At 29.3% G+C, this 21,035-nt stretch carries 16 protein-coding genes and 1 pseudogene; 11 read left to right on the forward strand and 6 right to left on the reverse strand.

Features of this window, described 5'->3' with window-relative positions:
- Positions 1-69: 69 nt before the first annotated feature.
- The 4 genes from ACWW38_RS14900 (at position 70) to ACWW38_RS14915 (ending at position 3,940) form a co-directional block, all read left to right on the forward strand.
- On the forward strand, positions 70-660 hold the full coding sequence (locus ACWW38_RS14900; RefSeq protein ID WP_456258317.1) for a bifunctional transcriptional activator/DNA repair enzyme AdaA: 591 nt from the start codon (positions 70-72) through the stop codon (positions 658-660).
- Positions 638-1,195 carry a GNAT family N-acetyltransferase gene (locus tag ACWW38_RS14905; protein ID WP_456258318.1) on the forward strand — a complete coding sequence of 186 codons (558 nt, stop codon included), beginning with the start codon at positions 638-640 and terminating at the stop codon, positions 1,193-1,195. Before ACWW38_RS14900 ends, ACWW38_RS14905 begins: the two co-directional genes overlap by 23 nt.
- A gap of 193 nt (positions 1,196-1,388) precedes the next feature.
- Positions 1,389-2,768 (forward strand): MATE family efflux transporter, encoded by a 1,380-nt coding sequence (locus ACWW38_RS14910; protein ID WP_456258319.1) that lies wholly within the window; start codon positions 1,389-1,391, stop codon positions 2,766-2,768.
- Between the two features lie 56 nt (positions 2,769-2,824).
- Positions 2,825-3,940 (forward strand): aminopeptidase, encoded by a 1,116-nt coding sequence (locus ACWW38_RS14915; RefSeq protein WP_456258320.1) that lies wholly within the window; start codon positions 2,825-2,827, stop codon positions 3,938-3,940.
- 95 nt (positions 3,941-4,035) lie between these two features.
- On the opposite strand, the gene ACWW38_RS14920 is transcribed toward ACWW38_RS14915, so the two are convergent.
- Together ACWW38_RS14920 and ACWW38_RS14925 are read right to left on the reverse strand one after the other, a co-directional pair.
- Positions 4,036-4,638, reverse strand: coding sequence for a hypothetical protein (locus ACWW38_RS14920; RefSeq protein WP_456258321.1), 603 nt, complete (start codon positions 4,636-4,638; stop codon positions 4,036-4,038).
- A 106-nt stretch (positions 4,639-4,744) separates the two neighbouring features.
- Positions 4,745-6,130 (reverse strand): YheC/YheD family endospore coat-associated protein, encoded by a 1,386-nt coding sequence (locus tag ACWW38_RS14925; RefSeq protein ID WP_456258322.1) that lies wholly within the window; start codon positions 6,128-6,130, stop codon positions 4,745-4,747.
- A 235-nt stretch (positions 6,131-6,365) separates the two neighbouring features.
- On the opposite strand from ACWW38_RS14925, the gene ACWW38_RS14930 reads away from it, so the two are divergent.
- Both ACWW38_RS14930 and ACWW38_RS14935 read left to right on the forward strand, forming a co-directional pair.
- A complete protein-coding gene (locus ACWW38_RS14930) occupies positions 6,366-7,622 on the forward strand; it encodes a YheC/YheD family protein (RefSeq protein ID WP_456258323.1) in 1,257 nt (418 codons plus the stop codon).
- A gap of 94 nt (positions 7,623-7,716) precedes the next feature.
- Complete coding sequence (locus tag ACWW38_RS14935) at positions 7,717-9,084, forward strand: amino acid permease (protein ID WP_456258324.1); 1,368 nt, start codon at positions 7,717-7,719, stop codon at positions 9,082-9,084.
- A 71-nt stretch (positions 9,085-9,155) separates the two neighbouring features.
- On the opposite strand, the gene eam is transcribed toward ACWW38_RS14935, so the two are convergent.
- On the reverse strand, positions 9,156-10,433 hold the full coding sequence (gene eam / locus ACWW38_RS14940) for a glutamate 2,3-aminomutase (RefSeq protein WP_456258325.1): 1,278 nt from the start codon (positions 10,431-10,433) through the stop codon (positions 9,156-9,158).
- 709 nt (positions 10,434-11,142) lie between these two features.
- On the opposite strand from eam, the pseudogene ACWW38_RS14945 reads away from it, so the two are divergent.
- Positions 11,143-12,053: pseudogene (locus tag ACWW38_RS14945) on the forward strand (YheC/YheD family protein).
- Between the two features lie 34 nt (positions 12,054-12,087).
- Positions 12,088-13,440, forward strand: a complete 1,353-nt coding sequence (locus ACWW38_RS14950; protein WP_456258326.1) for a YheC/YheD family endospore coat-associated protein — start codon at positions 12,088-12,090, stop codon at positions 13,438-13,440.
- A 112-nt stretch (positions 13,441-13,552) separates the two neighbouring features.
- On the opposite strand, the gene ACWW38_RS14955 is transcribed toward ACWW38_RS14950, so the two are convergent.
- The 3 genes from ACWW38_RS14955 to ACWW38_RS14965 all read right to left on the reverse strand — a co-directional run bounded on the left by ACWW38_RS14955 (position 13,553) and on the right by ACWW38_RS14965 (position 16,873).
- Positions 13,553-14,920 (reverse strand): UDP-N-acetylmuramoyl-tripeptide--D-alanyl-D-alanine ligase, encoded by a 1,368-nt coding sequence (locus ACWW38_RS14955; protein WP_456258327.1) that lies wholly within the window; start codon positions 14,918-14,920, stop codon positions 13,553-13,555.
- 159 nt (positions 14,921-15,079) lie between these two features.
- Positions 15,080-15,538, reverse strand: a complete 459-nt coding sequence (locus ACWW38_RS14960) for a spore coat protein (protein WP_456258328.1) — start codon at positions 15,536-15,538, stop codon at positions 15,080-15,082.
- A 153-nt stretch (positions 15,539-15,691) separates the two neighbouring features.
- Positions 15,692-16,873, reverse strand: a complete 1,182-nt coding sequence (locus ACWW38_RS14965) for a pyridoxal phosphate-dependent aminotransferase (RefSeq protein ID WP_456258329.1) — start codon at positions 16,871-16,873, stop codon at positions 15,692-15,694.
- A 283-nt stretch (positions 16,874-17,156) separates the two neighbouring features.
- On the opposite strand from ACWW38_RS14965, the gene ACWW38_RS14970 reads away from it, so the two are divergent.
- The 3 genes from ACWW38_RS14970 to ACWW38_RS14980 all read left to right on the forward strand — a co-directional run bounded on the left by ACWW38_RS14970 (position 17,157) and on the right by ACWW38_RS14980 (position 21,026).
- Positions 17,157-18,602, forward strand: coding sequence for a DEAD/DEAH box helicase (locus ACWW38_RS14970; RefSeq protein WP_456258330.1), 1,446 nt, complete (start codon positions 17,157-17,159; stop codon positions 18,600-18,602).
- Positions 18,603-18,814: 212 nt separating this feature from the next.
- Positions 18,815-19,909 carry a GerAB/ArcD/ProY family transporter gene (locus ACWW38_RS14975; RefSeq protein ID WP_456258331.1) on the forward strand — a complete coding sequence of 365 codons (1,095 nt, stop codon included), beginning with the start codon at positions 18,815-18,817 and terminating at the stop codon, positions 19,907-19,909.
- Positions 19,890-21,026, forward strand: coding sequence for a Ger(x)C family spore germination protein (locus ACWW38_RS14980; protein WP_456258332.1), 1,137 nt, complete (start codon positions 19,890-19,892; stop codon positions 21,024-21,026). Before ACWW38_RS14975 ends, ACWW38_RS14980 begins: the two co-directional genes overlap by 20 nt.
- Positions 21,027-21,035: the final 9 nt, after the last annotated feature.

The following is a 21,035-nucleotide window of genomic DNA, read 5'->3' on the forward strand; positions in this document are numbered from 1 at the left end:
AGAAGAAAAAAAGAAGATAATAAATTATAATAGATATGTACCTAATAAAAATAATATAGGGTGAAAAATATGAGAAAGCTTTCAGAACAAACGAAGTATAAGGTAGTTACAGAATGCAATGCAAATTATGATGGAGTATTTTTTTATGGAGTAAAGACCACAGGAATATTCTGTAGACCCTCCTGTAAATCTAAGGCACCACTAGAAAAAAATATAGTATTCTTTAATGATATTTTTGAAGCATATAATAGTGGTTTTAGACCATGTAAAAGATGCAGGCCAGATCTTTTAGAAGGACAGGATAAGCAGATATTAAAAATAATAGATAATGCTAAGAAAACTTTTGATTTGAATTATAAAAATAGTATATCTATAAAAAAACTATCAAAATGCCTAGGTATAAATGAGTTTTATTTTATGAAAGTGTTCAAAAAACAATATGGACATACTCCTAGAGAATACGTAACTAAAATTAGGTTAGAAAAATCTAAAGAACTATTAATTAACTCAGGAAAAAGTATAACTGAAATTGCATATTGTGTAGGCTTTAATAGCTTAAGCAGCTTTTATGATAATTTTAAGAAACATATGGATATAACGCCAAAACAATATAGAAAGATGAAAGGTGGAACAAATTATGAAGAAGTTAATAATAAATGATAATGGGATAAACAGAGAATTAAAGATAGTGAAGGGAGAGCCTAAACATTACAAAGATGTATCCTATTTAGGAAAGGTAACTTTTAGTGAAACATTTGGATATCTATTTAAGCAAGAAACCTTAGAGAATTATTTAGAAACTACTTTTAGCTGTGAAAAGATAGAAGAGAGTCTTAAAAAAGGAGAGAACCACTTCTTTGTTACTTATTTGGATGATGAACCTGTAGGATATGTTAAGATTAAAGAAAATTCTAAATATGAAGGTATTGATGAGTCAAAAAATCAGATACAACTTCAGAAGATATATTTAATATCTAAGTATCATAGATTAGGCATAGGTACAGCCATAATGGAAGTGTGCAAAGAATTATTTAAAAAATTTGCCCCTGTTACAGTTTGGCTTGATGTACACGAAGATAATATTAAAGCTATGAAGTATTATGAAAAATGTGGATTTAGTAAAATAGGAAAATACTATTATAGTTTTCAAGATGCTAGTTTTATATATGATGCTATGGCTCTAGAAATAGAATAGAATACTAAAATATTTTAAGATCAAAAACAATGATATGAATATAGGTTTTCGGGAAAATTTACAGAAAATCCAATAGCATACAAATGAATATTAATATATAATAAGATATGTTCAGATAATGAACATATCTTTTTTATGCATATGTAAATTACAATAAAGAATAAAGTTTAACTGGGGTTAATGGGGGGATTAAATGAAAAATAAATTGACAGAAGGCAAAATATTATCAACTCTTATAAAACTAGCGCTTCCAATAATGGGAACATCATTTGTTCAAATGGCTTATAACATGACGGATATGATATACATTGGAAGGCTTGGAAGTAGTGCTGTAGCAGGGGTTGGAACAGCCGGATTTTTTACTTGGTTTGCCATGGCACTAATTCTTATACCTAAAATAGGTGCTGAAATTGGTGTATCTCAATCTATAGGTAAAGATGATATGAAGGCAGCAAAAAAATACGCAAAGAACACTATTATTCTTAATATTATATTAGGAGTTTTTTATGGTGCCTTTTTAATTATATTTAGAAAACAGCTTATAGGATTTTTTAACCTTCAAAATAAAGATGTAGTAGACATGGCCATAGAATATTTAGTTATAGTGGCTTTAGGAATAAATTTTTATTTTATAAATCCTGTATTTACTGGAATTTATAATGGATCAGGAGAGAGTAAAACTCCCTTTAGATTTAATGTAGTAGGACTTATAAGTAATATGATACTTGATCCAGTTCTTATATTTGGAATGGGACCTTTCCCAGCTATGGGAGTTAAAGGAGCAGCTATAGCTACAGTATTTTCGCAAGCAGTAGTAACTTCTTTATTTATAATATCAGCAAAACATTCTATATTAATCAAAGGCTTTTCATTTAAAGAATTTGACCTGGAATATATAAAAAAGATGTTTAAAGTAGGACTGCCAGTAGCTATGCAAAATGGACTTTTCTGTATTTTTGCAATGATTATAGCTAGAATAATTGCAAGATGGGGGGAAGTTCCTGTAGCGGTTCAAAAAGTAGGTTCTCAAATAGAGGCTATATCATGGATGACAGCAGGAGGTTTTCAAACAGCTATAAGTGCTTTTGTAGGACAAAACTATGGTGCAGGGAAGTGGGACAGAATTACAAAGGGATACAAGGCAGCAATACTTAGTGTAAGTGTTATAGGAATATTTGCAACTCTCCTCTTGATAATCGGAGCAGAGTCTATATTTGCATTTTTTATACCTGAGGAGGGAACACTACCTTATGGTATAGCTTATCTTAGAATACTTGGAGTATCCCAATTCTTTATGTGTATAGAGATAGCAACTGCAGGAGCATTTAATGGAATGGGAAAAACACTACCACCATCCCTTGTAGGTATAATATTTACTGGTCTTAGAATACCAGCGGCTTTAATTTTATCCTCACCAAAGCTTTTAGGGTTAAATGGAGTTTGGTGGAGTATAAGTATTTCAAGCATTATAAAAGGAATTGTACTCACAACTTGGTTTATATTGTATATGAAGCTTAGAAAATTCAATTTATCAAAGCAACATAATTTATCAACACTAGAAGAAAGTATGTAAATATTGTCCGGGGGACAGTCCCCTGAGTATTTAATGAAAAAATGGAGGGAGAAAATATGTTAGATCCAAGACAGACAAGACTTGCACAAAATCTAATTAACTATTCTTGTAAATTAGAAGGAGGAGAAAAAGTTTTAATAGAGGCTTTTGATCCTGATATACCTTTCATAACAGAACTTGTAAAAGCTGCCTATGAGGCAAAGGTAATACCTTTTGTAACAATAAAAAATAAGACAGTAGATAGGTCAATGCTTATGAACTGTACCGAAGAACAAATGAAGATGATGGCAAAATATGAAGCAGCAAGAATGGCTGATATGGATGCTTATATAGGTGTTAGAGCAGCATGGAATACCGATGAACATTCTGACGTGCCAAGAGAAAAACTTACAATTTACAATAAATACTTTTGGAATGAAGTTCATGGGAAAATAAGAGTTCCAAAGACTAAATGGGTTGTTTTAAGGTATCCAACACCATCTATGGCTCAAAGTGCTAACATGAGCACAGAAGCCTTTGAGGATTTTTATTTTAATGTATGTAACCTTGATTATAGCAAAATGTCAAAAGCTATGGATAGCTTGGTTTTAAAACTTGAGCAAACTGATAAAGTTAGAATAGTTGGTGAAAATACAGATTTAAGTTTCTCAATAAAAGGTCTCCCTGCTATTAAGTGTGATGGAGAAGCTAATATACCAGATGGAGAAGTATTTACAGCACCTGTTAAGGATTCTGTAAATGGATATATAACATACAATACACCAGCTCTTCATGATGGATTTACTTTTGAGAATATTAGACTTGAGTTTAAAGATGGAAAAATAATAAAAGCTACGGCAAATGATACTGAAAGAATAAATCATATATTCGACACAGATGAAGGGGCAAGGTATGTAGGAGAATTTGCATTAGGTGTAAATCCATATATATTAAAGCCTATGAAGGATACACTATTTGATGAGAAGATAGCAGGTTCAATACACTTTACACCAGGGGCTTCTTATGATGAGTGTGATAATGGAAATAAGTCATCTATCCACTGGGATTTAGTATACATTCAAAGACCAGAATATGGTGGTGGTGAAATTTACTTTGATGATGTACTTATAAGAAAAGATGGATTATTTGTAATCGATGAATTGAAATGTTTAAATCCTGATAATTTAAAGTAATTAAGTAGATAAAAGTCAAGATATATTTTAAAAGATTGTTGATTTTCAGTATATGAAAATCAACAATCTTTTAGATAGCATTAAAGTATTAAAATTTATTCTTCGTCACATTCACAAACACCAGTATATTCTAGTGCTACACCCATATTTATATGCAAATAAGGACCGCAAGGATCTTCTATTTTGCGAACAACGAAGAAAGCAAAAGTCCAATCTACGCAAGGAAGACCTGGAGGACATGGTTGTGGACAGCAAGAATATGAAATAACATGATTAACTGGAGCTGTGGCAGAGCAGCAGGTGTGAGAACTTACTGGAAAACAACTGCCTTTTACTGGACATAGAGGTGTACTTACTGAGAAGTTTACATCTCCAACTGTTCTAATTTCGTAACCTACTACAGGTTCACATTCAATAGCATGTTTATTCCCTACATCTGGAATGATTAATCTTTGTGTTAGAGGACTTTTTATACAAGTTAAATTGGAAAGATCAAAACACATTCCTGGACAATCATGTGAAAAATTAAATCCCTTTGGTAACTGCAATCTACAACAAGCCTTCACTATTGAAACGCATTCTGTTTTAAGAGTTTGTACTTCAGTTTCATTTATATATATTCCTGATTTATCAAAATAGTAAGTTTTGCCGTATTCAAATTTTTCATCTATTTTATCACAACTGTTTTCATTTGACATAACTATCTTACCTCCTATACCTTATATTTTAAAAAATTATATTAAAAAATTTTTTATTTACTTAAATGAATCTTAGTTAGAGAATGATATATTTTTATAAGTTACCTTACAAAACATGTTTTGATTCAAAACCTAATAGGTAAGCAGCATATTCAATAGGGCGACTGTTAATTTTATAGATTAATTCTGGATCATTTAAACGCTTTAAACTTAGTTTTAGTGGCTTACCGTTCACCTCAATAATCCAAATATGTCCATGTATATCTATAGCTATATCTAGCCCTAATTCCACGCAATTGCCAAATGCAGATTCTATTGCTAGACATACTTTTCTACCTAAAAGAAGTATATCTTGGTATAATCCATGTTCAGTGGAAAGAGTTTCATTAAAAACTTCATTTAAAATAGTAGAGAAGTCTTTAACAGTACCACCACTCCTTGGACTAGTTATTATGCTTCCTAATGCACTTATGCGTGTTGATATACCACTAGGCTGCCATTCACCCTGATAATCTTTTTGATATAAAACTCTAAGATCGAAGGCTTTACCTCTAAAAAGAGCCTTTTTTATTTCCTGCTGAATAATATATCCTTTACCAATAAAAAAATATTGAAAGAGTAATTTATTTATATCATATAAAGAATTTAAGGTTGCTACGTGATTTTCTTCATTAGTCCTATATTCAACTCTATACTTAATTTCACTTATCTTTGTAACTCTAAAAATTCCTTTTCCTTTACTCAAAAAGTTTGGTTTTAAATAGACAGAAGAGTTATCTCTTAAGCTATTTTCTAAATCTAGAATAGACTTATATAGAGTTGTTTTAGGAATAAATTTTGCAAGTTTAGGAAATTTGCCAAGTGTTCTAATTGTTTCCCATTTTTTTAGTCTAGCCATGGTATTAAGTATGTTATATTCTTTCCCAAGCCTTTTTCTCAAGTCTATACTGTACATACGGGAATTAATTCTATGATTTTGATCATAAATTACCTTAGGAAGTGGAAAAGTGCTTAGAATCCATTTTGAATTTTGTCTAACAATTCCTTTAACAGTATTATTTATAAAATCAATATTTCCAGTAGAAAAAAAACAACAAAGTCCGTTTAGGATTTTACAGGTAAATGTAAAGTGGATATAAGAATTAATAATTTTTCCCCTAATCAAATTATTTATATCTTCCTCAGGTATGAATATTCCTATAATTGGACCTAACTCTAATCTATCACTAGATAAAGTCTTTATCTGAAATACTGTACCTTCTGGTATATAAATTAGATTTTTTAAATCCTCAGATAAATAGAGAATTTTAGGATTTAATTCATTACTTTTTACGATAATCTTCTTTAAACGAAGGGTAATTGAGCCGGCAGATATTATCATATAATCGCTTTCGCTGTTTAGTTCTAAATTTGATATATGATTATCTGTTAAATAGCAAGTTAGTACATTATTTGAATTTAAGTACTTTATCTTTAATTTGTTTATAAGCATAATTTCACTCCCATATGTTTCTACTTCAATATATGAGATTTAATTTAGCTATGTTAATGAATTTTAAATAAATTTACAAACTAAGTTTTTACTAACATCAGCTTTATACTATCACCACTAATTTATCATTGAATACCATGGTAGTATCAATATAATATAGGGAAATACATATATTAAATTTTAATAAATTATAGGCACTTTGATGAGAGCTAATGAATTTTAGTGGGGTGATTTTTTGAAGATTCAAGTGCAAAAAATATATAGTGATAGAGAAAATAATGTATGTTATTTTAGCAAGGACATATATGATGCCCTGAAAATAGATACTAGAGATAAATATATAATTCATTTAGGGCAATTTAGTAATAGTTGTTCAATAAAGTCAACAGATGATAGCAATAGTTGTATTTATTTTCCAAAATTTTTATATGACTATTTTTTTCTTCATAAAAATCTTTCTTTAAATATGTGGAAAAAGGATAATCATCTATATCTAGGACCTGTAGTAGCAATCTATATGAGTAAAAGTAGCTTTAAATTAATAAAAAACAATAAGATATCAGTTAGTATTGTAGATTATATAAAAAATGCAAGTCCCTACGTAAATTGTTTAAGTTATTGCTTTTCCAATGACAACATTGATTGGGAAAATAAAAAAATTAAAGGTTATACTTTCGTAAAAAGGTTGAATTATTGGCAAGAATTATGGCTTCCAATGCCAGATGTTATATACGATAGAGATCCATTTGACAATCCTAATGATACAAATGAATCCAATAAGGTTCGAAGACAATTTAAAAATTTTTTTAGTATAGAATTTATTAATTCTAATGAAACTTTAAATAAATATTTATTATACAAAAGCTTGTTGAAATACAGTGAAAATAATTTTTATTTACCTGAAACTATTTACTATAAAAGTTTTGATGACGTTTCATATATGCTTGAAAAGTTTAATTATGTATTCTTTAAGCCTTCAAAGGAAAGCCATGAAGATGAAGTATTGTCTATAGAAAAAGAAGGTGAAAAATATAAACTTCAGTTTAATACATGCAAATATAAAATTACACTTATAGATAAAATAGAGAAAATTAGAGGTGCTATAGAAAAGTATGTCAGCAAAAAAGAAGGTAAAACTAGTTTTATGGTACAACAGGGAATAAAATGTAATGATGAAAAAGGAAATTTAAAAGTATTAATTATTAAAAATCAAGAAGGAAAATGGGAAAGTTTTAGTGAAAGTGAATTTTCAGAGATAGTGTGTAAAATAGGTGAGTTTATTGAATGGGAATTTGGACACTTTGGAGAAATGGAAATAAACATAGCAATAGATGAGGATGATAAGATATGGTTTTTAGGGGCAAATACAAAACCAGAAAAATATAGAAATATAAGTACTAAAAATCAATATAAAATTTTACCTCAAGCTTTATCAATTTTTAAATATGCAATATATTTAGCTACAAATAAGATAAATAAATATAAAGAATAAATTGGACACACTAGAAAGAATACAACATATATTAATACAGAGAAAAATTTAGCTAAAAATTTAATAAAATATATTCTAAATTGGATGTGATAAAATGAAGAATTATAAAGATACAGATGGACCAGTGACATTAAAAAGAGATTTAGGACTTTTTGCTGCAATAGCCATTGTAGTGGGCAATACCATAGGGTCAGGAATTTTTATGGCACCACAGGGGCTTGCAGCAGCATCAAGTCCAAAAGCTACTATTATCGCTTGGATTATTACTTCTATTGGTTCCATTTTCTTAGCACTAAGCTTTGCAAAGCTTGGTATGGCAATGCCAAAGACAGGAGGGCCAATAGTATATACTAAAGCTGCTTTTGGAGAATTTGCTGCTTTTTTAGTAGCATGGCTATATTGGATAGGTATATGGGTTGGTGATGCAGCAATTATAACAGCTGCAACTAGTTATTTAAGTTACTTTTTCCCTATACTTGGAGAAAGTAGATTATTAGCATTTTTGATTTCATCATCAATACTTTGGATATTTACTATTATAAATGTAAAAGGAGTAAAGCAAGCTGGAATTACAGGTATAGTGACTACTATATTTAAGATAATTCCATTGATAGTATTTGTAATTATAGCAGCAACACACTTTCAGGAAAGTAACTTTAGCACTGTGTCATCTCCAGAATTAAAAGGTTTATCTACAATTCCAGCAGCAGTTAGTATAACTCTATGGTCATTTCTAGGAATAGAGAGTGCTACTGTTCCGGCTGGAGAAATTAAGAATCCAGAAAGAAATATAAAGATAAGCACTATATATGGAACTATAGTAACTGCTGCTATATATATTTTAATTAGTGTACTAGCTATTGGAGCTATGTCACAAGATAAATTAGCAGGTTCTAACGCACCCCTTGCAAATATTATAAATGCGGCAACTGGTGGAAGTTGGGGAGGCCCTTTTATAGCTTTTGGAGCAATAGTTTCAACTCTTGGAACTATTTCAGGATGGATTCTAATATCAGGTAGGTCTTCTTTTGCAGCGGCAGAAGATAAATTGTTTCCAAGCATATTTAGTAAAATTCATCCTAAATATAAAACTCCGTATACTTCTATAATAATAGCTAGCATAGGTACTAATCTTTTATTAATAACTAATTATATAAGTAGTCTTACTTCAGCTTTTAATTTTATATTATTGCTTTCAACTTTATCAATTATTCCAGTCTATACCTTTACAGCAGCAGCAGAGATGAAGCTTTTGGTAAAGAAGTCTAAAGATTTTAATTTGTTCTATTTTATAAAAAGTTCTTTCATTGCACTGGTAGCCTTTGCTTACTCTATATATGCAATTTATGGCACAGGAGCAACTATTGTAATGTATGGGTTTATAATGATGCTTTTAGGTATACCATTTTATGTGTATATGAAAGTTAAAGATAAAAAAGAGGAAGTTGATGAAGAAATATAGCTATAAAATTAAATACTAATAAAAGATAATAAGAAAAATCCATAAGTTATAAAACTAGGGATTTTTTCAGTTTAATCACTATATTCGTTTAAAAATTTCTGTAAATCTTCAGTAGGATAATTAGGGTAATCAAATATTTTATCTTCCCAAGTTCTTAGCTTGATATAATTTTTACCTCTGGAGATAATGTATTCAGGCAATATAGGAGTTTTTCCATTGCCATTTGGAGCATTTATTATATATGCTGGGATAGCCATTCCAGAAGTATATCCTCTTAGGTACTCCATTATTTCTATACCATCATCTATAGAGGTATTAAAATGTGTAGTTCCTACTACATTTTTACTATGGAACATGTAGTAAGGTCTAACTCTACATTTAAGAAGTTCTTGGTTTAAAAGACGCATTATATATTTATCATTGTTTATTCCATTTAATAATACAGCTTGATTGCCTAGTGGTATTCCTATATTAGATAGTTTATCACAGGCTTCTTTAGCTTCTCTTGTTATTTCAAGAGGATGATTGAATTGGGTATTAATATAAATAGGAGGATATTTTTTTAGGATGTTCAAAAGGCTTTCAGTAATTCTCTGAGGCATAGTTACAAGTACCCTTGTACCTAGTCTAATATACTCTACTGTGGGAATATTGTGGAGTTCTCCAAGTAACCAATCTAGCATGTTATCAGATAACATAAGTGCATCTCCACCAGTAACTAAAACGTCTCTTATCTCGGGGTTATTTCTAATATATTCAATGGATTCTTCAATAACACATTTTGGCTTAGTTTTATCAAAAGTTCCTATATTCCTTCGTCTTTGGCAGTGTCTGCAAAAGGAAGGACATACATTGGTTACATTTATTATAAGTCTATCAGGGTATCTTCTTGTAATTGCAGCAGCAGGGCTGGTATATTCTTCTGCCATAGGATCAAGACATCCACCAGGATTAAGCTCCAATATATTTGGGATAGATTGAAGCTTAACAGGATTTAATTTGTCCTCATCGTCAATTAAAGAAGCATAATATGGTGAAATACCCCATCTAAAGTTCTTCTCTACTTTTCTTATGTGATCTATCTCTGTATCGCTTAAGCTGATTATTTGTGACAATAATTCTATATTAGATATCCTATTTTTTAATTGCCACTTCCAATCTTTCCAATCTTCTATAGTTGCATTTAACACATGGAGTATTTTGTTTCTTTTAGCCTCTATTTTCTCTTCTTGAATTGATGACATTCCCCTTGGAATAGTATCTTTTATTGATAGATAATCTGATATTCTATTTTTTAATTCATCAGCTCGTTTTAATGAAATGTTTTTCTTGATTTCATATTCAGACATACGTTACCTCCTAATTTTGCTATAATTTATTGAATGTTTACTTTTATTTAAGGATTTCTATTACCATATTATGTTTTAAAATTGATATTGTACTGAATTAGCAATAAAAGTTTTTATTGCCTTCACTAAAGCATAAACTGGGAATATTATAGTAGTGAGTAAAAAATAATAATGTAAATTTACTAAAAATATCCCTATTTATAGATGAATTTTGAGTTTACTTAACTTTAAGTAAAAGGAGAATGAAAAAATGAATAAAGAGATGTGGAATATAATTATAAGAAGTTATGAAGAAAATTCCTGGGAAGAGCACAGTATAGGTTTACCAGATGAAATATACCAGCAACTAAATAGTGAACTCCAAGTAAATTTTAAAGTTGGAAATTTAGAAGTGAAAGTAGAATGTAGACCTAATCATACTAAAGATACTTTAGAGCTTTCATCAAAACTTCAGGAATATATGGGATTATCTAATAATAAGATAACTAATTTAGTCATAAAAGATAATAAAATTTGCATTGGTCCAGTAATAGGAATTTTTATTAGTAATGGACAAGTAAGAAAAGCAAATGCTCAAAATCCTAATTTTAGATGGATAGAAACTATGAAAGCTAATGAAATTGCAAATACAATAGTATACTATTTTTCTATAAAAGATGTAGATTTTGCTTGCAAGAAAATCCTTGGAACCTATTATAATTATGAAAATATGCAGTGGGAAAGGACCTATTTTCCTTATCCAGATATATTATATGATAGGGGAGGAGGTACACTAAAGTCCCAAAGTTTAATATCAGACTATATTAGAAAAGAACTAGAAAAGAATAAAGAGCTAATTAAAATTAACCCTAGATATTTTTTCGATAAGTGGGATGTTTATGAGAGGCTTAAAGAATACACGAATGTAGGAGAGTGGATGCCATTAACAATTTTGTATAATAAACCTGAAAATTTAGAAAGTATGCTGGAAAAAGTTCTGTTGTATATATGAAAGATTGTGTCGGTAACAACGGTGTAGGAGTTGCGAGAGTAGTTAAACTTTCAGAAAATAAATATGAATTAAGTCATTTTTTTAAAAAGTTATTTAAATATAATCTAAATTCATTTGATGAATTGATAAAAGAAATAGAAAATATTTTTCAGGGAAAGAAAGTAATAATACAGAGTGCTATTGATTTGTTGCAAATTGATGGGGGTAATGTAGATATGAGAGCTACAGTACAAAAAAACAGTGAAGGCAAAATGGAAGCAACGGCTTTCCCTGTTAGAATAGGAAAAGCCGAATGTCCAATTACAAGTACAAGATCTGGTTCTTCAGTATATACATTAGAGGATTTCTTTAAAAAGTTTTTTAATTACTCAGATGGGCAAATCAATGGATTAAAAGAAAGACTAAAAACATTTTTATTTTCTTATTTTAAATGTATAGAAAATGAATATGGAAACTTTGGTGAATTAGGAATTGATTTTGCTATAGATAAAAATTGGAGAGTGTGGTTTATAGAATGCAATGCAAAACCAGGAAAAGACACTGTTTATTTATCCTATGATAATGAAACTATAAAAAAATCTTTTTTAAATCCTTTAGAATATGGAAAATATCTATGGAAAAATTCATAGAGTATGTTAATAGTTTAAAGTTGAGGTGAATTTTATGAAAGTTAAGGTAAATAGATTATCTGATGATAAATATAATGATAAATGTTTAATTTCTAGGGATATATTTGATAAATTAAATTTATCAGATAAAGCAGAGTATAATATTCATGTTGGACAACTTAATTATTATTCATTTATTAAAGTATTAGAAAATGAAGTAAATACTATAATGATTCCAGATAATATATTTGACAAATTATATTTAGTAGATGAACTAGATTTAAATATAAAAAAAGAAAATCAGAATATATATCTAGGTCCTATAGTAGGAATATTTATAAATCATTACAATTTTCCGCTATATGAAGATGGATCTGCACCAAAACATCATGCTAGAGGAGCAATATCTCAAAACTGCTTATGCTATTATTTTTCTACAGAAAGTATAGATTGGAATGAAAAAAGAATAAAGGGATATACTTTATTGCCATCATCAGAAGAGTGGGCTAATGGATGGTTTCCTATGCCAGATGTAATTTATGATAGAGGAGTTGGATTTGAGCAGGAAGAAAAGCAGCTAGTTAAAGAAATACGAAAAAGACTTAAAAATTATCCTAATATGAAAATAATAAACAGACGAAACTATTTATCAAAAAAAGAAACATATGAAAAGCTATTTAAATACCCTGAAATCAATAAATTTTTCCCGAAAACAATAAATTATACAAGTTTTAACGACGTAATTATAATGTTAAAGCAATATGATTTTGTTTTTATAAAAGCTTCCCTTGGAAGTGGTGGAAAACAGGTATTATCTATAGAAAAGGAAAATGAAGAATATAAACTTATATTCTATTCTGGAGGGTTAAAAGAACTAGATCTAAAAGAAATTAATGAAGTAAGAGATTATGTAGAAAATTTTACAGAAGGAAGGCAATTTATAATTCAAGAGGGAATTAGGCTGCTAAAATACAAAGGTCAAGTCTTTGACATGAGGCTGCTTACTATAAAAAATAATCAGGGGAAATGGAGAGTTATAAGCAATTGGAGTAGAATTGCAAAAGCTAACTACACTATTACAAATTATTGTGCAGGAGGAGGACTTGAACTTTATGAAAATATGTATAATGATTTAATAGATTTCTATGGTGAAGATAAAATACCAAGTGAAAAACAGATTGAAGAATCTACTATTATGATTGCGGAATATATTGAAAAAGCTTTTGGTTCCTTTGGTGAGATTGGAATGGATATGGCTATAGATATAGATGGTAAGCTATGGTTTATAGAAGCAAATACAAAACCTGATAAAGATCTTGTGGAAGGATATGATGATTTTGACGGAATACCTCCTCAAAACCTAGCTATATTTGAATATGCAAGGTATTTAGTAGGTTTTAATGATTGAATTTATGTAGAATGAAGTTTTTGCAGGCTTAAAATTAAATATTATATAAAAATACTGTAATGAATTTATTTAATTATAAATCTACTACAGTATTTTTTATTTATACAGTTAATTATACTATTGTTTTTTTATTAGCGGTTAGATATTCTACTATCTCTTCCATTTCCATACCTCTTGAAGCTTTTATAAGAATAACATCATTAGATTTTATAGTCTTTTCTAGGTATCTACAAGCGTCTTCTTTAGATGTAAAATGCTTGCTTGTAATACGGGAATTTGCTTTATCATAAATATATTTAGCCTCATTTCCAACGGCTACTAAAACATCACATTTGTCTATCAAGTAGTTACCAATATTTTCATGGGATATTTTACTGTACTCTCCCAGCTCTAGCATATCACCAAGAACAGCTATTTTTCTGCCATCATTGAAAGAGTAAAGTACATCTATAGCATATTTCATAGAGTCAGGATTAGCATTATAACAATCTTCTAACAATGTTATATGATCCTCAAGGCGTATTATATTCATTCTCATTTGACTAGATTTATATTTTAGAATGCCTCTTTGTATTTCACCACCATCTAAATCAAACAAGTCTGCTACTGCTATAGCAGCTAGAGCATTATATACATTATGAATACCCACAGCGTTAGTTCTTAGAAGAAGTATTTCATCTCTGTATTTGCATTTAAATTGGACTCCAGCTTCACCTAAGTTCACTATATCAAAGGCATTGTAGTCTCCTTTTCCATAGGTAGATATTCTTATTATTTTATACGGTTTATCTTTTATTCTTGAAAGATATTCATCGTCGTTATTAATTATTAATATATTGTTTTCATTAAAGTATTCTGTTATTTCCATTTTAGCCTTAAGAATATTTTCTTTTGTTTTTAAGTTTTGAATATGGGCTGTCCCTATATTTGTCATTATAGCTATTTTAGGTCTAACTAAATCAGCCATACTTTTTATTTGACCAAAATTGTCCATTCCAACTTCTAAAACAGATATTTCATGAATGCCTTTCATATGAAAAATTGTATAAGGTACACCTAGGTTACTATTATTATTTTGTTGTGTTTTGTGAACTTTATATTTTTCTCTTAAAACTGAGGTTACCATATCTTTTGTGCTTGTTTTTCCAGAACTTCCTGTAACCATTATAGTAGGTAGGTTAAAGATATTCTTATAATATTTTGCTAAGGAATATAAAGCAGACCAAGTATCACCAACTACTATCTGAGGTATGCTAAAATCAGTTTTTTTCGGAACAATGACTGCAATAGCCCCATTCTCTAGAGCTACTTTTACAGGTTCGCTAGGGTCTGAGCCCTTATCAACTAATGCTATATATAGGTCATTAGATTTAACTTTCCAACTTTTAATAGCAATATCGTTTATATTAATATCTTCCTTGCAATTTACTAATTCACCGTCTATAGCTTTGGCAATTTCTGAAATTTTAAGATTTTCCATATACTTTCCTCCTAAACCAGGATTAACTTTATTATGATATACATAAAAATGCTAGTCCAATTAATTTAGTTAAAGATTTAGATAGAGTAGTAGCACTATCTAAATCTTTAGTTTTACTTTATATTATGTTTACATTTGCCAAATTGACAATGATTATTGCTATTCTACATTGTACCATCCTCTTGATTTCATTGCATTAAATAGTGTTTCAGCGTGACCCTGTTCTTCTTGCTGAATATGCTGAAGTTGTTTTCTTATATTAGGATCAACTGATTCTAATACAGCATTATTATAAGAACTGGACACATGCTTTTCAGTAGATAAAGCATCATTTAATAATTGAGCGTCACTAGTACCCAGGCTATTTTGCATATTTGATAAGTCGCCTTGGGGTGATGTGTAGCTTTCAAATAAATTTTGATTGTTTATACCATTTTGAGTAAGTATGTTTTTTAAAGTAGTTGCATGCTCTTTTTCTTTATTTGCAAGGTCTGTAAATACTTGTTTTAGTTGTTGGTCTGAAGAGAGCGCGGCATATTGTTCATATTTTCTTATACATAAGTATTCTGCTACTAAGTTATCTTGAATTAAAGTTTTTTCCTTATTAGTAATTGCCATATTATAAACTCCTTTCAATTTATGTTAAGTTTAAATATAGTATCACCTATTTGGGAAATTATATGAGCATACAATGGGGCAGCCCTCTGGAATTTATTTCCGGGGGCGCCCCATTGTATTAAATAATACACAATAAATCTAAAATTTTAAAAACTATTTGAACTCTTCAACTAGTTTTTGGAAAGCTGGGATGGAATTTTGTATTATATCAAACTTTACACAGTAAGACATTCTAAAATATCCTGGACAGCCAAAGCCGCTGCCAGGAACGAGAAGTAGATTATACTTCATAGCTCTCTTAACAAATTCTACATCATCATCAATTAATGCTTTTGGAAATAGATAAAATGCTCCTGTAGGCTTTACGCATTGGAATCCTATATTTGTAAGATTTTCATACAGAAAGTCCCGTCTCATTTTGTAGCCGCTAATATCTACCTTTGCATCTAGTGCATCAGCTACAACCTTTTGAAATAATCCAGGAGCATTTACAAATCCAAGAGTTCTATTGCAAAAACTTAGGGCTGAAATAAGAATATCACTATTCTTAATTTTACTGCTGACAGCGATATATCCAATTCTTTCTCCAGCAAGACCTAAAGATTTACTAAAGGAATTTACTATAATAGCATTTTTAAAAATAGAAAGTATATTAGGAAGTGCAATATCATCATAAATTATTTCACTGTATGGCTGGTCAGAAATAATATAGATGTTTGTATTATATTTTTTTTCCTTTTCTAATATAATTTCTTCAATATCATTAAGTTTTTCTTTGCTATATATAACGCCTGACGGATTATTAGGATTGTTAATTATTATAGCTTTTGTTTTTGGTGTAATACTTTTTTCAAAAGCAACTAAATCTGGTTCGAAATTTGAAAGGTTAGGAGGTACAACTACAGTTTTTCCACCATGATTATCAGTATAAAAAGTGTACTCAACAAAATATGGTGCAAAAACAATCACTTCTTCACCAGGGTTTAAAAGCGACTTTAAAACTACATTTAATCCACCAGCAGCACCTACTGTCATAACTATATTATTTGCTGAGAGTTCAACTCCACTTTCCTTCTGTAATTTATAAGCTATTTTTTCTCTAACCTCTGGATATCCAGCGTTGTTCATATACCTATGAATTCCTTTTTCATCATTTAATATATGCTTCTTTAGAGATTCCAGAACTTCCACAGGAGGTTCTGCATAAGGATTCCCAAGACTATAGTCATATACATTTTCTGCCCCATATTTTTCAGTAAGTCTGGCACCTTCTTCAAACATAAGTCTTATCCAAGATGATTTGCTCAGATTGTTTACTATCTTTTTTGAAAACATATTATCGCCCCTTTATTTAATATTTGAAAGTTAAGTTAATATAATGACTATATTATATTATCATCAGTAAAACATTTCAATTTAATCAATTAGAGGAATAGTAACATAGAGATAATTTAGGTGAATCTGAGAGAAGATGTCCACTATAAATTATTAGTAAATTTACATAAGTGTGAGAAAAAATTATAAAAGTTAAGCAGTTTATGAGATAATGGAGTATAATTACATGAAACGTAAATTATAATATAGGCATAAAATACAGCAATAAATGAGGTATGAAGATATGAATAATTCAAGTTTTATTAATTTTAATTTAAGTGAAGAAATATTAAAGGCGCTGCATATGCTAGAATATGAAAAACCATCTCAAGTACAAGAAAAAGTTATTCCTATCGCTATTGAAGATAAGGATATTATCGTAAAGTCTCAAACTGGAAGTGGAAAAACTGCAGCTTTTGCTATTCCTATTTGTGAAAAGATTAAAATTGAAAAGAGAGAACCGCAAGCATTAATATTAACTCCAACTAGAGAGCTGGCAATACAGATAAAAGAAGATGTATCCAATATAGGAAGACTGAAGAGAATAAGATGTGCAGCTGTTTTTGGGAAACATCCCATGGATATTCAAGTTAGGGAATTAAAGCAAAGAGTACATGTGGTGGTTGGGACACCAGGCAGAACATTAGACCATATAGAAAAAGGAAATGTGAACTTCCAAGATATAAAATATTTAATTATTGATGAAGCAGATAAAATGCTGAATATGGGATTTATAGAACAAGTTGAAGCAGTTATTAATAAGTTACCTAAAAATAGGATAACTATGTTATTTTCAGCTACTATAAGTGATGAAATTGAATCCTTATGTAATAAATACATGAATAGCCCTAATAGAATAGAAATTAATTCACAAAATATTACAAATGAAAAAATAGAAGAAGTTTGTTACGATGCTGAAGTTAACAAAAAGTTTAGCTTGTTGAATAGAATAATTTGCACTGAATTGCCAGAAAGCTGTATTATATTCTGCAACACAAAAGAAGAAGTTGATAAAGTATTTCAAAAAATGGTTAGTAGAGATTATTCTTGTAGTAAATTGCATGGAGGAATGGAGCAAAAAGATAGAATAGACACAATGGAAAGATTTAAAAAAGGAGAATTTCAATTTTTAGTTGCAACAGATGTGGCTGCTAGAGGAATTCATATAGAAGATATAACTCATGTTATAAATTATGATGTTCCAACAGAGAAGGAAAGCTATGTCCATAGAATTGGTAGAACAGGTAGAGCTGGGAAAATAGGAAAGGCTCTAACCTTTGTATATCCTTATGAAATTAAATTTTTAAATATTATTGAAGAATATTTAGAATATAGAATAACTAAAAAAGAGATTCCCTCAGAAGAAGAAGTTGAAAGAGGAAAAAGAATCTTAAAAGAAAAAGCTAAATTAAAACCAAAAGAAAAATTAGATAAAAGTGCTAGTTTAAATAAACAAATTACAAAGCTTTATATAAATGCAGGAAAGAAAAAGAAAATAAGAGCTGGAGATATTGTAGGAGCAATAACTAATATTAAAGGGGTTTCACCAGAAGATATTGGAATTATAGATGTGCAGGATGGATTCTCTTATGTGGATATATTAGATGGAAAGGGAAAAATAGTTTTAGAAGCACTTAAAGATACTACTATAAAAGGGAAAAAAGTTAGAGTAGAGAGAGCAGAAAAATAAAATAAATTTTAAATCAAGAAGTAGTACCTATAAGTCGTTTAAAACTTTATAGGTACTATTTTATTATTTCTATTTAAGACTCTGTCTTAAATAAATGTTGATTTTTACAATGTCTTAAAACATAGCCTTAATTAGATTAAAGCGTAAAAAACATGTGTTTATAAATAAAAAATGGATAAACTAATATTAAATTACTTAAAGGGAGCATTGGTATGAATAATTCTTTAACAAATAGGCAAATTGCTTTTATTGTTTACTGCACAATAGTGGGATTTGGTGTAGTAAACATTCCTAGGGATGCTGCAGATGCAGGAGAAACAGGAGGATGGGTTACAATAATTATTCTAACCTTAATGTTTATAGCAGTTGCATATGCAGTAAATTATATTGCATATATAGCTGAAGAAAAAGATTTATTTGAGTTCTGTAAAATGTTGGCGGGTAAGTTTTTTGCATACATAGTACTTATCGTATATGCTATTTACTTTTTTGTATCTTTTACTATGATTACAAGGATATATTCTGAAACAGTGCGCATTACGATTTTACCTAAAACTCCATCCTGGACCATGGCTTTATTTTTCTTCATAGTTGTATACTATGCTTTAAAAAAAGGATTAAATGTTATTGCTAGAGTTTGCGAAATGTATGGAATTATAAATATAGTAGGGAATATTTTTATGGGGATTATTTTATTTACCCAAGGAAAAATTATAAATTTAAGACCAGCATTTGTAAAAGAGGATATGCTAACATATATAACTGGAATACCTAAATTAATATTTGCTTTCTTAGGAATAGAAATGCTGCTTTTTATACCTTTTAACAAAACAACTAATAAGAATTCTTTTAAGTATACAACTGGGATTATAGGATTAATAGGAGGATTATATATTCTAGCAGCAGAATCGGTTATATCAGTTGTTGGTGTAGATACGGTTATGCTATATAAAGCTTCTTTATTTAATATTGTAAGGGGTGTAGACGTACCATATCTTGAAATCTTCAGAAGACTTGATGGTATATATGTAATAATTTGGACCTTTAATATATTTTGTAGTGTCAGCTTATGGGGATATGGATTAGTAACATGCGTAAACAAAGTTTTTAAGGGTCCACAAGGTAGAGATAAGACTATATATGTAATAATTTTAGCATTTATTGTATCTCAAATTCCTGGAAGTACTAATGATGTAGAAAATCTGCTTAAATATAATGGATATTTAGGCTATTTAACTGCATTTATAATACCTGGTATTTTATTAATAATTATGAAGGTGAAGAAGAATGACAAAACGGTATCATAGGTTACTGATTATTTTAATATTATCTTCATTATTAACAGGTTGTTGGGATTATCAAGATGTTAATAAAAGGAATATTAGACTTTCAGTTGGTTTGGATAAGACAGAGGATGGATTTGATTTCAATGGTGAAAGTGCAAGCCTTATAGCTGGAGCAGAAAAGAGTGGAGAAAAAATACAAATACCTGTGACTTACTATTACACTGCATCAGGTAGAAGTTTGGAGGAAGTTAAAGAAAAACTTGATGAATCAGCTCCACAGGAAGATTTTTCAGGGGCTATGAGAGTTGTGGTTTTGGGAAAAAATTATGCTGAAGATGGTATAGAACCCTATATAAATAGAGTGAACCATTTAACTTATTTAAGAAAATCACTTCTTATTGTAGTGAGTAGAGAAGCCCCAAAACAATTATTTCAAAGACAAGTTACAAATGATATATCAATAGGGTATGCCATAGAAGATACTATAAGGCAATTGAATGAAAATGGCCAATGCATCTATAAAACAGCACAGGATGTACAGACAGATATTCAAAATAAAGATATAGGATATATTCTTCCTTATGTGGGGATAGAAAACAATACTATAGAATTCTTAGGGTTTGTAATAATGAAAGAAAATAAAATGATAGGAATAATTAGCAATGAAAAAAGCTTTGGATTTTTATACTTATTATTAAATAAAGCTACAGATATGAAAACTATTTCAGATGTTGGAAATAAAGAAAACATATATTCTGTAAGAACTAAACTTAAAAAAAGAAAGATAAAAACAAATTATAATGATAAAAAAATTAATATTGATATAGATTTAAAATTAGTTCTGCAACTTCAATATCAGTACCAAACAAAAGCTTTAAATGAGGGTATTATAAGAGAATTAAAAGATAAGGTAGCTAAAGAGGTAGAAAAAGAGGTTTTATATGCTGTAAATCTTTCACAAAAGGAATATAAATCTGATGTATTTGGATTTGCAAAATATTTTAAGGCACAAAATCCTAAAGCTTATAAAGAAATAAATTGGAAAGAAGAATATCCAAAGGCAACTATTAATTTAAATATAGAAACCAAATTTAGCGATGTAAATTTAATTAATATTAACAATAAAAAGGAGCAATAGAAAAGAGAT

It is taken from the genome of Clostridium sp. JNZ J1-5, assembly GCF_053901425.1.

Bases quoted from the DNA above. Each gene is read 5' to 3' on its own strand.
- ACWW38_RS14900 (WP_456258317.1), top strand. From the start codon at position 70: ATGAGAAAGCTTTCAGAACAAACGAAGTATAAGGTAGTTACAGAATGC.
- ACWW38_RS14905 (WP_456258318.1), top strand. From the start codon at position 638: ATGAAGAAGTTAATAATAAATGATAATGGGATAAACAGAGAATTAAAG.
- ACWW38_RS14910 (WP_456258319.1), top strand. From the start codon at position 1,389: ATGAAAAATAAATTGACAGAAGGCAAAATATTATCAACTCTTATAAAA.
- ACWW38_RS14915 (WP_456258320.1), top strand. From the start codon at position 2,825: ATGTTAGATCCAAGACAGACAAGACTTGCACAAAATCTAATTAACTAT.
- ACWW38_RS14920 (WP_456258321.1), bottom strand. From the start codon at position 4,638: ATGTCAAATGAAAACAGTTGTGATAAAATAGATGAAAAATTTGAATAC.
- ACWW38_RS14925 (WP_456258322.1), bottom strand. From the start codon at position 6,130: ATGCTTATAAACAAATTAAAGATAAAGTACTTAAATTCAAATAATGTA.
- ACWW38_RS14935 (WP_456258324.1), top strand. From the start codon at position 7,717: ATGAAGAATTATAAAGATACAGATGGACCAGTGACATTAAAAAGAGAT.
- eam (WP_456258325.1), bottom strand. From the start codon at position 10,433: ATGTCTGAATATGAAATCAAGAAAAACATTTCATTAAAACGAGCTGAT.
- ACWW38_RS14950 (WP_456258326.1), top strand. From the start codon at position 12,088: ATGAAAGTTAAGGTAAATAGATTATCTGATGATAAATATAATGATAAA.
- ACWW38_RS14955 (WP_456258327.1), bottom strand. From the start codon at position 14,920: ATGGAAAATCTTAAAATTTCAGAAATTGCCAAAGCTATAGACGGTGAA.
- ACWW38_RS14960 (WP_456258328.1), bottom strand. From the start codon at position 15,538: ATGGCAATTACTAATAAGGAAAAAACTTTAATTCAAGATAACTTAGTA.
- ACWW38_RS14965 (WP_456258329.1), bottom strand. From the start codon at position 16,873: ATGTTTTCAAAAAAGATAGTAAACAATCTGAGCAAATCATCTTGGATA.
- ACWW38_RS14970 (WP_456258330.1), top strand. From the start codon at position 17,157: ATGAATAATTCAAGTTTTATTAATTTTAATTTAAGTGAAGAAATATTA.
- ACWW38_RS14975 (WP_456258331.1), top strand. From the start codon at position 18,815: ATGAATAATTCTTTAACAAATAGGCAAATTGCTTTTATTGTTTACTGC.
- ACWW38_RS14980 (WP_456258332.1), top strand. From the start codon at position 19,890: ATGACAAAACGGTATCATAGGTTACTGATTATTTTAATATTATCTTCA.